This window comes from Pseudocolwellia sp. AS88, assembly GCF_030551755.1.
Taxonomy (GTDB): Bacteria; Pseudomonadota; Gammaproteobacteria; order Enterobacterales; family Alteromonadaceae; genus Pseudocolwellia.
On record NZ_JAUPEC010000022.1, the window covers coordinates 23,053 to 37,537 of the forward strand.

Sequence of the window (14,485 nt, forward strand, 5' to 3'; positions counted from 1 at the left end):
AAAACCTGCTTACCTAAGCGGGTTTTTTACGTTTTACGCATTTAGAAAATAGAGATTAAAATGATAATAGTTAAAGTTAAAAGTTGGTTTATATGGTGGCTTTTGCCCATTTACGCTGGATGACACCCCCCTTATAAATTAGAATACTAGGAACAAAAATGAATACCCAAAAAATCATGACAACATCAACGATTGGTCAGGTACATACCTTAACGGATAGCGCAAATTATCAAGCTGATCCTTTAGCGGTTTACCATAAAATTTGTGGTGATAATAATCACAACATTCTTCTAGAATCAGCTGAAGTTGATAAAAAACATCAACTAAAAAGTCTACTGCTCACTCACGCCGCATTAAAAATGGTGTGTAATGGCAATACAGTAACCTTTACGGCTTTAACTGATAACGGTATATCAGCCTTAGCTTTTGCCAAACAGGCATTAAAGGAACACGCTGAACTCACTACATCAGCAAACCAATTAATTGCTATTTTCCCTGAAGTTACCCAACAGCTTGATGAAAAGTCTCGCTTGTTAGCAATTAACCCTTTTCAATGTTTGCGTTTGTTCAATGACTTAACGCCAGCACTAGCTGATGAACTTCATGATTTTTCGGTATTTCTAGGTGGCGCATTTGCTTTTGACATGATGTCGATGAGTGAAAAACTGCCTGACGTTGCTGAAGGTGAAAACACCTGTCCTGACTTTGTTTACTACCTAGCCGAAACATTGATTGTTATTGATCATGAAGAACAAACTTCAGAAATTATCGGCAATGTATTTTCTGGTACTGATGTTGAGCAAAGCAATAAAACGATCAGAGCTCGTATCTCCGAATTAAAAACCTTATTAAAGCAAAACCATACTGCACACCAAACTGAAAAAACATCTAATCGTATTGAACTTGAAGTTCATACCGATATTTCAGACGAGCAGTTTTGTGCCAATGTAAATCAGTTGAAAGAAAACATTAAAGCCGGCGATATTTTCCAAGTTGTTCCTTCTCGCTCTTTTAATTTACCTTGTTCTGAAACTCTTAACGCTTATAAATCGTTAAAACAAAGTAATCCAAGCCCATACATGTTTTATTTAAAAGACAGCGACTTTTGTATGTTTGGCGCTTCACCAGAATCAGCTTTAAAATATCAACATAAAAATCGTCAAGTTGAGATATACCCTATTGCAGGTACAAGACCACGCGGATTTAACCCTGATGGTAGCTTTTCTCCTGATTTAGATAGTCGCTTAGAGCTTGATTTACATTTAGATAAAAAAGAATTAGCTGAACATATTATGTTGGTGGATTTAGCTCGTAACGATATCGCGCGCGTAAGCCAACCAGGTACTCGCCATGTAGCCGACTTATTAAAAGTTGATCGATATTCGCATGTGATGCATTTAGTTTCACGCGTATGTGGCACATTAGACTTAGATTTAGATGCTCTGCATGCTTATCAATCATGTATGAATATGGGTACCCTTTCAGGCGCACCTAAAGTAAAAGCCACAGAATTAATTAGAAATATTGAAGGTAAACGCCGCGGAAGTTATGGCGGTGCCGTTGGCTACTTAACTGGTAAAGGTGAAATGGATACTTGTATTGTTATCCGTTCAGCTTTTGTTAGTAACGGTGTTGCACAAGTTCAAGCAGGAGCTGGCGTTGTTTACGACTCAGATCCACAATCAGAAGCCAACGAAACCAAACAAAAAGCACAAGCTGTGATTAATGCGATAAAAGTAGCAGAAAATATGGAATTCTTATTAGAGAGTTCAGTTGTCACTTCAGAACAACTGCCTACAGCGGATCAAGTAAAGGAGGGTAAATAATGTCAACTTTACCTAAGATCATCATGCTTGATAACCTAGATTCTTTTACTTATAACTTAGTCGATGAATTTAAATGTTTAGGTTACGAACCACTAATTTACCGTAATACACTGCCAGCTGATTACATTATTGAACAACTGAATAATGAAGCTAAGAATAATGCCCAAGGTGTTATTTTAGTTTTATCTCCAGGCCCTGGCACACCAACCCAAGCAGGCTGTTTGATGGAGTTAATATCAAAAACTGTGGGTAAATTCCCTATTTTAGGAATTTGTTTAGGACACCAAGCACTTATTCAACATTATGGTGGTGTTATTGGTCGCGCACCTGAAATTGTACATGGCAAATCATCGAATGTTCAGCATACGGGTGAAGGCGCATTTTTAAATATTTCTAATCCATTACCTGTAGCTCGTTATCACTCGCTAGTAGCGACTGAGATGCCAGATAATATAGAAATGATAGCTCAATTTACGACTGACAAAAATGTAGTTTTACCTATGGCTGTTCAGCATTCACGAGATGCCGCGTTAGGATTTCAATTTCACCCAGAGTCTATATTAACAACTTACGGCAGCCATTTATTAGCACAAACATTGAAGCACTTAACCCATTTACATCAACAAAAAACAGTATAGGAATTCTGGAGTTTATTATGTCGAAAAATAACCTATTACAGGCTTTGGTTGATGGAGAGTCATTAAGTCAGCAAAGCGCAGAACAATTTTTTACTGATACATTCAATGGTAATGTTGATCCGTCTTTATTAGCTTCAGTTCTTACAGCGTTGAAAATTAAAGGTGAAAGCCCTGAAGAAATTGCAGGCGCTGCCATTGCGGTTCGAGCTTGTGCTACAGCATTTCCAAAACAAACCAGTGAAGTAGCAGATTGTGTAGGCACAGGTGGTGATGGTGCAAATACCATCAACATTTCAACTACTGCTGCTATTCTTGCTGCAGCTTGTGGTTTAAAAATGGCAAAGCATGGAAACCGAAGTGTATCGAGCATGTCGGGATCTGCAGATTTACTTGAGGCCTTAGGTGTTAATTTATCTATGTCGCCTGCAACTGCTAGCGAATGTCTTGAACAAGCTAACTTATGTTTTTTATATGCACCCGCCTATCACCCAGGTTTTAAGTATGCTGGTCCCGTGCGTAAAGCTATGGGCATAAGAACCTTGTTTAATATTTTAGGTCCTTTGGTTAACCCCGCTTTTCCATCAACCATGTTACTCGGTGTTTATACACCTGAATTATTACCTGTAATTGCACAAAGTTTACTATTAACAGGTGTTAAACGCGCTTGGGTTGTTCACGGTAGCGGTTTAGATGAAATAGCCTTACATGGTGAAACACAGCTTATTGAAATAGCCAATGGCACAATGGTAGAGAAGACCATTTCTCCTGAAGACTTTGGTTTATCGCGCTATACCCTTGATGACATAAAAGGTGGAACACCTGAAGAAAATGCGGGTTATATAAAAAGCATTTTAAAAGGCGATGGCTTACCAGCTCATAATGATGCCGTTATTATTAACTGTGCCGCATTATTATATTTACACGACAAAGCAGATAACTTGAAAGATGCGGCAGTTATGGCTAGAAACGTTTTAGCGTCAGGCGAAGCATTTAACACACTAACCACCTTAGTTAGTGTTTCAAATAAAGAATTAAAGGCTGAGAAATAGCATGGCAAATATTTTAGAAAAAATTGTAATAGATAAACGAGTTACGGTTGAAGAATTAAAGAAAAGCTTACCACTAGCGTCATTTATTGACTCACTTGTTCCTACAACTAAAGACATGTACAAAGCACTAACGCGTTCAGCTGAAAATCCTGAAGCGGGCTTTATTTTAGAATGTAAAAAAGCATCTCCATCTAAAGGTCTTATTCGTGAAGATTTTGATGTAAAAGAGATTTGTACAATATACGATAAATATGCAGCAGCTATCTCAGTATTAACAGACGAAAAATATTTCCAAGGTACACACGAATACCTGAAAATTGTTACCAATACAGTTAAGTGCCCTGTACTTAATAAAGATTTTTTTGTAGACACATACCAAGTCTACTTAGCTCGTTATTATGGTGCTGATGCTATCTTACTGATGTTAAGTGTTTTGTCTGATGATGAATACAAAGAACTAGCCGCCGTTGCAGAACAATACAACTTAGCTATTTTAACAGAAATATCTACCGATGAAGAACGTGACAGAGCGATTGCCTTAGGCGCCAAACTTATTGGTATAAATAATCGTAACCTACGTGATCTTTCTACGGATATATCTCGTACATTTGATTATGCTCCAACAATTCCTGATGACAGAATAGTTATCTCAGAATCAGGTATTTATACCAATGCTCAAGTAAGAGAGCTTGCCCCTGCCGTAGACGGCTTTCTAGTGGGTAGTTCAGTTATGGCTGAAGAAGATATTGACCTTGCTTGCAGAAAACTTATTTTAGGTAATAACAAAGTATGTGGTTTAACAGCTCCTGAATTTGCAACAGCGGCAAGCGACGCCGGAGCAGTGTACGGTGGATTAATCTTTGCCGAGAAATCACCACGTTACATAACACCTAAACAAGCCAAAGCCATTGTTACCGAAGAAACATCACTTAATTATGTTGGTGTTTTTGTTAATCATGATATTGAAGAAGTAGCAAATTTAGCTAAAGAGCTGGTTCTACACGCAGTTCAATTACACGGTAAAGAAGATCAAGGTTACATCAATAAGTTGCAAGCTTTATTAAATGATAATGGCGCTGTAGCTTGTGAAATATGGAAAGCACAAAGCGTAGATTCAACCGTACCTGAATTATCATTAAAGAACGTTCAACATAATGTTTTAGACGGTAAAAATGCAGGCAGTGGTGAAACGTTTAACTGGCAAGGGTTAGCTGAAAGTGAGCAAGACTTATCAAACTGCTTTTTAGCAGGCGGTTTAAACAATGAAAATATTACGCAAGCAGTCAATCTAATGACTGAGTACGACCTTTTTGGCTTAGACCTCAACTCTGGTGTTGAAGCAAGCCCCGGCATTAAATGTAGCGAAAAGTTAACACAAGTTTTCGCACAAATACGGAACTATTAAAAATGACGACTAATACAAGTACAGAAACTAAAGTAAAAAAATCATTACCAGCCTACTTCGGTGAATTTGGCGGTATGTTTGTTGGTGAATTATTAGTACCAGCACTTGAACAACTAGAACAAGAATTTATTGCTTCACAAACTGATGAAGCTTTCTTAGCCGAATTTAATAAATTACTTACAAGCTACGCGGGACGACCTACGCCTTTAACACTTTGTAGAAATTTAGTTAAAAATCCTTTAGCTAAAATTTACTTAAAGCGTGAAGATTTATTACATGGCGGTGCACACAAAACTAATCAGGTTTTAGGGCAAGCTTTACTTGCTAAACGCATGGGTAAAACAGAAATAATCGCTGAAACTGGTGCAGGTCAACACGGTGTAGCGACAGCAATAGCCTGTTCATTATTAGGTTTAAAATGTAGAGTTTATATGGGTGCTGTTGATTGTGAACGTCAACAACCTAACGTATTTAGAATGGAACTAATGGGCGCAACTGTTATTCCTGTTACTGCTGGCAGCGGCACATTAAAAGATGCAGTAAACGAAGCACTTCGCGATTGGTCAGCTAACTATGAAGACGCTCATTACCTTTTAGGTACTGCAGCAGGTCCTCATCCATTCCCAACAATTGTTCGTGAATTTCAGAAAATGATTGGCGAAGAAGCGAAAGCTCAACTTTTAGAAGAAGAAGGTAGATTACCTGATTACGTTGTGGCTTGTATTGGTGGCGGTTCTAACGCTATTGGTATGTTTAACGATTTCATTGAAGATAAAGACGTAAAACTGATTGGTGTTGAAGCAGGCGGTAAAGGTGTAAATACTCATCATCACGGCGCAACATTAGTAGCAGGTACTAAAGGTATGTTACATGGTAACTACACTTACATTATGCAAGACGATAACGGACAAATAGAAGAAAGTTACTCTATTTCAGCAGGTTTAGACTACCCCGCTGTTGGTCCTCAACATGCATTCCTTAAAGATAGTGGTCGTGCTCAATATGTACCAATTAACGATGATGAAGCATTAGAAGCTTTTCAAGCATTAGCTATGAACGAAGGTATCATTCCTGCTTTAGAATCTTCGCACGCTCTTGCCCATGCCCTTAAAATGGCAGATGCAGTAACAGAAGAAACTATTATCTTAGTAAACTTATCAGGTCGTGGTGATAAAGATTTAGCACACGTACATACAGTTTTAGAAGCTCAAAAGGGAGAAGCGTAATGACACAATCAACTAACAATGCGGGTTATCGTTACGATCAATGCTTTGCCGATCTTAAAGCTAAAAATGAAGGCGCTTTTATTCCTTTTGTTACTATTGGCGATCCAAATGCTGAGCAATCTTTTGAAGTTATTAAAACACTTATCGATGCTGGTGCCGATGCACTTGAATTAGGTGTTCCTTTTTCAGACCCTAGTGCTGATGGTATTACGATCCAAATGGCTGCTTTACGAGCCATTAAGTCAGGTACTACAACTGAAACCTGTATCGAGATCATCACAAAGATACGTGAATATGCCCCTAATATTCCTATTGGGTTATTACTTTACGGTAACTTGATTTTTGCTCGTGGTTTAGACAAATTTTACAGTGATATGGCACAAGCAGGCGTTGATTCTGTGTTAATTGCAGATTTACCAATCAGAGAGTGTGCACCATTTAAAGCTGCGGCTCTTAAACATGGTATTGCTCAAATATTTATTGCTCCACCTAATGCAAGTGAAGAAAGCCTGCAACATGTGGCTGAAAACGGTTCAGGTTACACTTATGTATTAAGTAGAGCTGGCGTTACTGGTTCTGAGACTAAAGCTGCTATGCCTGCTAATGCTTTAATTGAAACATTAGCTAAATACAAAGCTGCTCCACCTATATTGGGCTTTGGTATTTCAGCACCAGAACAAGTAAAAGAAGCACTTCTAGCGGGTGCTGTTGGCGCAATAAGTGGCTCAGCTGTAGTGAAAATAATCGAAAATAATCTCGAGGATTATGCTGCAATGAACTCCGAGTTATCGAGTTTTATTAGCAGTATGAAAGCAGCTACAAAAGCTTAATGTACTCTTCATAAATAGCTTACTGTAAATGGCTATAATCAAATAAAAAGGCACTTTATTAAACATAAAGTGCCTTTTCTTTTACTTTTTACTGAGTATTAATATTAAATAATGTGAGAACTTGAAGGAGCCCAAGTACCTGTTCCCATGTGTGATAGATGATTCATACCCTGTTTTAAAACTTTGTTCCCTACATTTCTAGAGCTTTCAGGACGACTAATTAAATATCCTTGGATATAAACAACACCTAAAGATTTCAGCAACTCTAATTGGATTATTTCTTCAATACCTTCAGCGACAACCTTCAACTCTAGACGTTGAGATAATTCAACGATAGATTTTAATATTTTACGATATTTTTCATCATGGCTAGCCTCTGAAACAAACATGCGATCTATTTTCAATACATCAACAGGTAATGTGGCTAAAACTGAAAGTGAACTAAAACCAGTGCCGAAATCATCAATCGCAATGTAAATCCCTTCTTTTCTTAATTTTTCTAATTCATAAATAATATTTTCAGAAATATCTATAAAACACGACTCTGTTATTTCTAGCATAAGAGATGTTGGAGGTAGACCTGATTTATTTAATGCGTCCATAATCCAATCATAAATTGGGCGATGTTTTAATTGTACACCTGACACATTGACAGATATTTTAGTTTTAGTCATTCCCGCATGATTCCAAGCAGACATTTGACGACAAGCTTCATTAAGGATCCAGTCACCTAAAATTAAGATTTGATTTGAGTCTTCAGCAATTGGAATAAACTCTGCAGGGGAAATTATACCTTCAATCGGATGTTGCCATCTAACCAAGGCTTCAAAATAACTAATAGCACAACCATCAACATGGATAATGGGTTGAAAAGATAAGAAGAAACTATTTGAAACAATCCCTAACCTCATTTCTTCTAACAGATAATGATAACGCCTAAGTTTACTGCCCATTTCAGGAGAGTAAATACGATAAATTCCTCGCCCTTCTTTCTTTGCTCGGTACATAGCAACATCAGCCATCTGAACAAGTGCTTCAGGACTATTAGCGCTATCAGGGTAAACAGCAATACCAATACTGGCACTTATCTTCACCAATTTGTTACCTAAAACAAAATCTCGTTCTAACTCTTTTAATACATGGTTAGCAATATTTACAGGCACTTCAGGATCGTCAATATTCTGTATAAATAACGTAAACTCATCTCCGCCTAAACGGGAAAGATTATATTCTTTGTCTTCTTCGTTATTACTATAGTTTAAGTTTTGACTGCGAACGACACTTTTTAAACGTTCTGCTACTTGAATGAGGACTTCATCTCCAAATGAATGGCCGAAGGAGTCATTCACTTGTTTAAAACCATCTAAATCTATAAATAATAAACCACACCGCGTTTTCGTTTCATCAGCGATAGCAATCTGTTCATTAATATGTTCTAAAAACTTATGTCGGTTGATTAAAGAAGTTAGTTTGTCGCAAAAAGCACTTTGCTCTGCGTTAATTTGATAAATCCTTGCGTATTTAGAAAGATCTTCAATATATATATTAAGTTGAGATAAAGCAGAATAGGATTTTTTTCCTCGACTTTTACTACCAAAAGTTACAATCAACTCTTCTGCCTGAGTGCACATTGGCATTAAAATTTTGTCTAATTTACTTCTTTGATAATTAATAGCTAAGGTATAAACCACACAAGAGATAATAATAAAGGCAGCAACAGGAAAGAGTAAGCCAAGTAATACAATGAAGGTTACATTTCTTAAAGGCACAACGAGGTTAGGTTCTTTGGTGTTATGTAAAGCAATAAGTAATTGATCACCTTGTTTTTTTAAAGGTAATAACAAAGCGGTACTGATAAGGTTATCAGTAGTATTTAAAGAAGTTTCTTGTGTTAAAATAAAAGCTTCATCAGGATAATTAAAAACAGGTGATTTAACAGCTTTTGTGAGTTCAGTTACAAATAATACATAAATAAATATAACGAAGATCATTGCTAGTAAGCCTAGCATTTTCCAAAACTTAGTTCTTACGTTTGTCAAAGCTACATCCTTTCTATTTTTAACACTTTGTTTGAATATTTAATTATTCAGAACAAAAACAAAAAACATATACACCCAATCCATTGATAAACAATACCAATTTAAAACTGCTTTTTTAAATCAATAATAATGTTTCAAGTATTAAGTTTAAAACACTACACTTGCGATAATTATCAAGAGTACCATAATGAATACAATAATAATAAGATAATATTCCAATAAAACCATATACTAAGCGCAATAAGTAACATGTTAGTATTCAATCTACTGTTCATGTACTTAGTAGATTGGCATGAACAATGTTCAACAAATATAAATAAATTTATTATGTGAATTCAAAGTCATAAAAAAGTCTCTCAATTAAAGCTTAGTTGATAACTGAGTAATAAGCTCAAAATATTAATCAATCTAATATATCTAAATCATATTTAAATATTACAGTTTGCATGGTAACCCTTATCGCTTTCGGTATAATAATCGCCATATTTAGTATTAATTCATTTCACCTATTGTCGAGACATTTTCATGATTGAAAACACAAACGAAAAAACCTTCATTAAAGGTAAAGATCGCGACCTTGAATCATCTATTTCAACCATGCAAGAAAAGCTCGTTTCTTTTGGTTTTGATATTGTTGAAGCTTCATGGTTAAACCCTTTAGAGAATTGCTATTCTGTTCATATTAAAGACGCCACCTGTGGACTGATGTTCACTAATGGTAAAGGTTCTTCAGCTAAGTCATGTTTAGCGAGTGCATTAGGTGAATACTTTGAACGTTTAAGCTGTAACTACTTTTTTGCTGATTATTACTTAGGTGAAGAAATATCAAATAGTGAATTTGTTCATTACCCTAATGAAAAATGGTTTTTCAGTGAAGATGATTCTATTCCTGAAGGTATGCTTGATGAAGGTTTATGGAATTACTTCGATCCAAATCAAGAAATTACCATTGATAAACTTTACGACATGAACTCAGGCAACGGTGAGCGTGGTGTTTGTGCCCTGCCTTATACACGAGCACGCGATAATAAAGAAATTTATGTACCCGTAAACGTTATAGGTAATGTTTTTGTTAGTAATGGTATGTCTGCAGGCAACACGCAAAATGAAGCGCGTGTTCAAAGTTTATCTGAAGTGTTTGAGCGTTATGTTAAAAACAAAATCATAGCTGAAGGACTTTGTTTACCAGAAGTTCCTCTAGAAGTATTAGAGAGATTCCCTACTATCCTAGCGGATTGTAAAGAACTAGAAAGCCACGGATATCATTTAAGAATAGCAGATGCTTCATTAGGTGGGTTATATCCGGTAATGAGTGTAACACTAATCAATCCAAAAGACGGTAGTGTTTTTGCTTCATTTGGTGCGCATCCAAGCTTTGAAGTTGCATTAGAGCGTACCGTAACAGAATTATTACAAGGTAGAAGCCTAGATCAACTCGATGTATTTCAGCCACCTAGTTTTGATGAAGATGAGATTGCTTCTCCGCATAACATCGAATTACATTTCATTGACTCAAGTGGTTTTATTTCTTACGACTTTTTCAAAGAAACTCCAGATTACGAATTTGTTGATTGGGATTTCGATGCTGATACTCAAAGTGAATATGACAACTTAGTTAATATTATTCATGATATGGGACACGATATATTAATCTCCGATTACAACCATTTGAACGTATACGCCTGTCGTATATTAGTACCGGGTATGTCAGATATTTACCCTGTAGATGAGATCGTTTGGAATAATAACAATGATGGCGCATTATTTAGAGAAGCCTTCTTAACATTAAAAGAAGGTGATACTGAAGAATGGCTAGAAATTTTAGACGCATTAGAGCAAGGCGGATACAACGACGCACTAGCTGCCGCAGAATTTATTGGTTTAGCGCCAGATGCAGGGACGACATGGGCTGATTTTCGTTTAGGCGAAATGAAAGCTGTACTCGCTTTAGCTGCACAAGATGAACAAGCGATAGATTGGGTAAACTGGGCATTACACCTAGATCAAAACAATGAAGAAAACACTCGTAAGTATCGCTGTTTACAAGCATTACTTGAAATAAAGTGGGATGATTCACGTGAGTACAGTGAATACATGACATCTTTAGGTCTAATGTACGGCAAAGAGCTATCACAACGTTGTTTAGATATTGTTGAAGGTAAAGTTATATTTGATGGACTTCATTGCCCAGGGTTAAGCTTAGAAGGTTTCGAGACTCATCAAAAATTACTTGAAGGTTATAAAAAGCTACAAGCTGCAAAAGTAGCTAACTGGAAATAATAACGTTTAGTCAAAAGAGTAATAAAGAATTACTATAAAAAATGCCTTTGAGCTTATCACTCAAAGGCATTTTTTTTGTCTCTAATGTAATCATCTTCACTAAATTGAGTCATCATATTACATGTGAAGTACTCTGATGATTCTTTAATCTATTGATAAATAATTCTTTTTATTGAATGTTATGACATTCATTATCCCGAGTTCAGGTTAAGTAATTATTTCTTAACATTATCTTTATGATAGTAAGCAAAAATATACTTATTAAAGCTGTATTGGCTTTGAATGATTGAAATGATTAGCCCTGCTTTACCATCTAAAAAACCCAATCTGAGAAAATAGTGACGAATAAAAGCAAAAATAGCCGATGATAGAGCTTTAGTTAAAGAGGATTTTTTGTTTTTTCTAAGTATCTGATCTGCACCAAACATTGCATATTTATTTCTTTTATTGATATAAGGAAATAGATCTTCATATTGATGATGCAATAACTTACCTTGCATATTAAGACGCTCTAGGCCTTTTTTCTCAACCGCTTCATGTACTAAACTTGTGTTATACCCCGTAATATTTTTATTATAAATACGTACAATACGGTCAGGATGCCAACCACTGTGATAGATATACTTACCACAAAACTTAGTTAAGCGATTTACTGAAATAACTTGTTTATCTTCTATAGAGCTTAATGTTTTTAGAATTTCTTGTTGCAGCTCAGGTGTTACTACTTCATCGCAATCAATAGCAAAAAGCCAATCATTTGTAGCTAATTTCTCAGCGCGTCGACGTTGTTCGCCAAAACCTTCCCAATCATCACGAATAAAGATTTTATCTGTATATTTCTTTGCTATTTCTAATGTTTTGTCAGTACTTCCAGAATCGACAATAACAATTTCATCGGCCCATTTAACTGACTCTAAGCAACTTTCAATCGTACTTTCTTCATTTTTACAAATAATACAAACAGATAATTTTTTCATCACGATCAAATATTTAACAATAAAGGTTTATGATAACGAATATTCATTGATAGTGAAAATATTAATACGGCTAATATTAAAGTTAATCTTCTAAGTTAGAGCAAACTACATGATCAAAAAAGGCGCTAAAAAGCGCCTTTAATTAACTAATCTAGTTTGAGACTAGTTAGGTCTACGTTCTGGGCGACGTTTACGTTCACCAGAAGCATCTGAACTTGTTGCCGCTGGAGCATCAGTAGATACAGAGATATCAATTGCTTGACGACGAATGCGTACATTCTTCAGTTGCTTAAACGACTTCTCAGGCATACCTTTAGGTAACTGAACAAAACTATGCTTGTCGTGTAAGTTAATTGCGCCAATATAGCTGCTATCAAGAGAGATTTCGTTAGCAATTGCGCCAACAATATCACCTGGCTTAGCACCATGCTCTTTACCAACTTCTAAACGATAAGTCTGCCAATCAACATCTGTACGGTTAACTTTAGCTTTACGAGGAGCTCTTTCACCGCCACGTTCATTTCTTCCACCACGACTGTCTCTAGCACCGCGATCATTTCTGTCATTGCGATTACTTCTATCGTTACGATCATTTCTGTCGTTACGTTCACGAGTTTCTCTACGAGGTTTTGGATCTTCTTTCGGCTGTAAAGGTTGCTTAAGCTGACTTTCAAACAATAAAGCAGCAGCTAAATCAGTCATTGAAAGCTCTGATTGCTCAGCCATTTGCTCAACTATTTCACGCATTGCTTGAATATCTCTATTCGCAACAACTTCAGCTATTTTAGTGCGAGTACGTTCGATACGTGCTTTACCAATTTCTTCAATATTTGGTAATTCATAGGTATTGATAGTACCAGACGTTAAACGCTCATAATGACGTAATGAGTACATTTCGCGTGGGCGACAGAAAGCAATTGACATACCTTCACGACCAGCACGACCTGTACGACCAATACGGTGAACATAAGCTTCGTTATCACCTGGTAAATCGTAGTTAATAACTAAAGTAATACGAGGAATATCTAAACCACGAGCCACAACATCAGTTGCCACTAGGATTGAAGACTTACCTGATTTCATTTGGTCGATAGTACGTTCACGTTGTTGTTGGTTCATATCACCATTCAACGGAAGTGCAGGATAACCAGCACGTTCTAATTTTTCAGCAACGTCTACAGTGTCGTTACGAGTACGTACGAAAACAATCATCGCATCGTAATCTACAGATTCAGCAATACGTTCTAATGCTGTAATTTTGCTAATGCCACTTACTTTCCAAGCAAACTGTTGGATGTTTGCTTTAGATTTTTTAACAGCAGCAATTTTAATATGTTCAGGATCTTTTAAGAAACGGTTAGCTACTTTACGAATTTGCGCAGGCATAGTCGCAGAGAATAACGCCATTTGCGTTTGCTTTGGTAAATGCTCAAGGATCCATTCAATGTCTTCTAAAAAGCCCATGTTTAACATTTCATCTGCTTCATCTAATACACAGAAAGAAAGGTTATCTAGTTTTAAGCTTTTACGACGTAAGTGATCCATTAAACGTCCTGGAGTACCTACTACAACTTGAGCACCGCGTTCAAGTTGTTGAAATTGTGGTTGGTAAGATTGGCCACCATATAAAGTAGCTACTTTTAAACCTTTCATGTTTTTAGCAAAAGTTTCAATAGCTGCTGCTACTTGAATCGCTAATTCACGAGTTGGTGCTAACACCATTAATTGAGGTTTTCTAATTGACGGATCAATTTTAGCAAGTGCAGGTAAACCAAATGCAGCAGTTTTACCAGTACCTGTTTGCGCTTCACCCAATACATCTTTACCAGCTAAAAGCGGCGGTATAGTTTGTGCTTGGATAGCAGTTGATGATTCAAAACCTAAAGTTTTTAATGCAGATAATAAAGTTTCAGGCAAGCCTAAAGAGTCAAAGCTCACAGGAGCGTCGTTAGTTGTTGTCATAATATTTGTCTTCTCTTGGCAAGATTTGATTCAGGGAAAAAATATTTTAATCAAAGATCTCGCATACATATATACGAGGAAACCACCAGGAAGACTTAAGGCACATTCGGTATGCTAATATGAACATTAGCTAGGCAAGTCTATTGGGCGGATATACCCCACTCATTTCACGTTAAGCATTGCTTATTGAAGTCAGCTTAAGTGAGGCGCGCATTATACAGAAGAATAAGTTTTGTACAAGACATAACTAACT

10 protein-coding genes are annotated in these 14,485 nt (G+C 36.4%); 7 read left to right on the forward strand and 3 right to left on the reverse strand.

Annotation, left to right across the window (positions count from 1 at the left end):
• Window positions 1-176: 176 nt before the first annotated feature.
• The 6 genes from Q5N69_RS14240 to trpA are packed head-to-tail and all read left to right on the forward strand — an operon-like array spanning window position 177 to window position 6,974.
• Entirely contained in the window at window positions 177-1,826 is a 1,650-nt protein-coding gene (locus Q5N69_RS14240) for an anthranilate synthase component 1 (protein WP_304369743.1), read from the forward strand.
• On the forward strand, window positions 1,826-2,464 hold the full coding sequence (locus Q5N69_RS14245) for an aminodeoxychorismate/anthranilate synthase component II (protein WP_304369690.1): 639 nt from the start codon (window positions 1,826-1,828) through the stop codon (window positions 2,462-2,464). Before Q5N69_RS14240 ends, Q5N69_RS14245 begins: the two co-directional genes overlap by 1 nt.
• A gap of 17 nt (window positions 2,465-2,481) precedes the next feature.
• On the forward strand, window positions 2,482-3,513 hold the full coding sequence (gene trpD / locus Q5N69_RS14250; protein ID WP_304369691.1) for an anthranilate phosphoribosyltransferase: 1,032 nt from the start codon (window positions 2,482-2,484) through the stop codon (window positions 3,511-3,513).
• Between the two features lies 1 nt (window position 3,514).
• Window positions 3,515-4,918 (forward strand): bifunctional indole-3-glycerol-phosphate synthase TrpC/phosphoribosylanthranilate isomerase TrpF, encoded by a 1,404-nt coding sequence (gene trpCF / locus Q5N69_RS14255; protein ID WP_304369693.1) that lies wholly within the window; start codon window positions 3,515-3,517, stop codon window positions 4,916-4,918.
• A gap of 2 nt (window positions 4,919-4,920) precedes the next feature.
• Window positions 4,921-6,144: a tryptophan synthase subunit beta gene (gene trpB, locus Q5N69_RS14260; protein ID WP_304369694.1), complete on the forward strand. Its 1,224-nt coding sequence runs from the start codon at window positions 4,921-4,923 to the stop codon at window positions 6,142-6,144.
• Window positions 6,144-6,974 carry a tryptophan synthase subunit alpha gene (gene trpA / locus Q5N69_RS14265; RefSeq protein WP_304369697.1) on the forward strand — a complete coding sequence of 277 codons (831 nt, stop codon included), beginning with the start codon at window positions 6,144-6,146 and terminating at the stop codon, window positions 6,972-6,974. The genes trpB and trpA overlap by 1 nt, the downstream gene beginning before the upstream one ends.
• A gap of 104 nt (window positions 6,975-7,078) precedes the next feature.
• Here trpA and Q5N69_RS14270 read toward each other — a convergent pair whose 3' ends face one another.
• Window positions 7,079-8,983 carry a bifunctional diguanylate cyclase/phosphodiesterase gene (locus Q5N69_RS14270; RefSeq protein WP_304369745.1) on the reverse strand — a complete coding sequence of 635 codons (1,905 nt, stop codon included), beginning with the start codon at window positions 8,981-8,983 and terminating at the stop codon, window positions 7,079-7,081.
• Between the two features lie 555 nt (window positions 8,984-9,538).
• Between Q5N69_RS14270 and ycaO the strand changes: the two genes are divergently transcribed.
• Window positions 9,539-11,293, forward strand: coding sequence for a 30S ribosomal protein S12 methylthiotransferase accessory factor YcaO (gene ycaO, locus Q5N69_RS14275; protein ID WP_304369699.1), 1,755 nt, complete (start codon window positions 9,539-9,541; stop codon window positions 11,291-11,293).
• A 215-nt stretch (window positions 11,294-11,508) separates the two neighbouring features.
• On the opposite strand, the gene Q5N69_RS14280 is transcribed toward ycaO, so the two are convergent.
• Window positions 11,509-12,270 carry a glycosyltransferase family 2 protein gene (locus Q5N69_RS14280; protein WP_304369701.1) on the reverse strand — a complete coding sequence of 254 codons (762 nt, stop codon included), beginning with the start codon at window positions 12,268-12,270 and terminating at the stop codon, window positions 11,509-11,511.
• 162 nt (window positions 12,271-12,432) lie between these two features.
• Window positions 12,433-14,232 carry a DEAD/DEAH box helicase gene (locus Q5N69_RS14285; RefSeq protein WP_304369702.1) on the reverse strand — a complete coding sequence of 600 codons (1,800 nt, stop codon included), beginning with the start codon at window positions 14,230-14,232 and terminating at the stop codon, window positions 12,433-12,435.
• Between the last annotated feature and the right edge of the window lie 253 nt (window positions 14,233-14,485).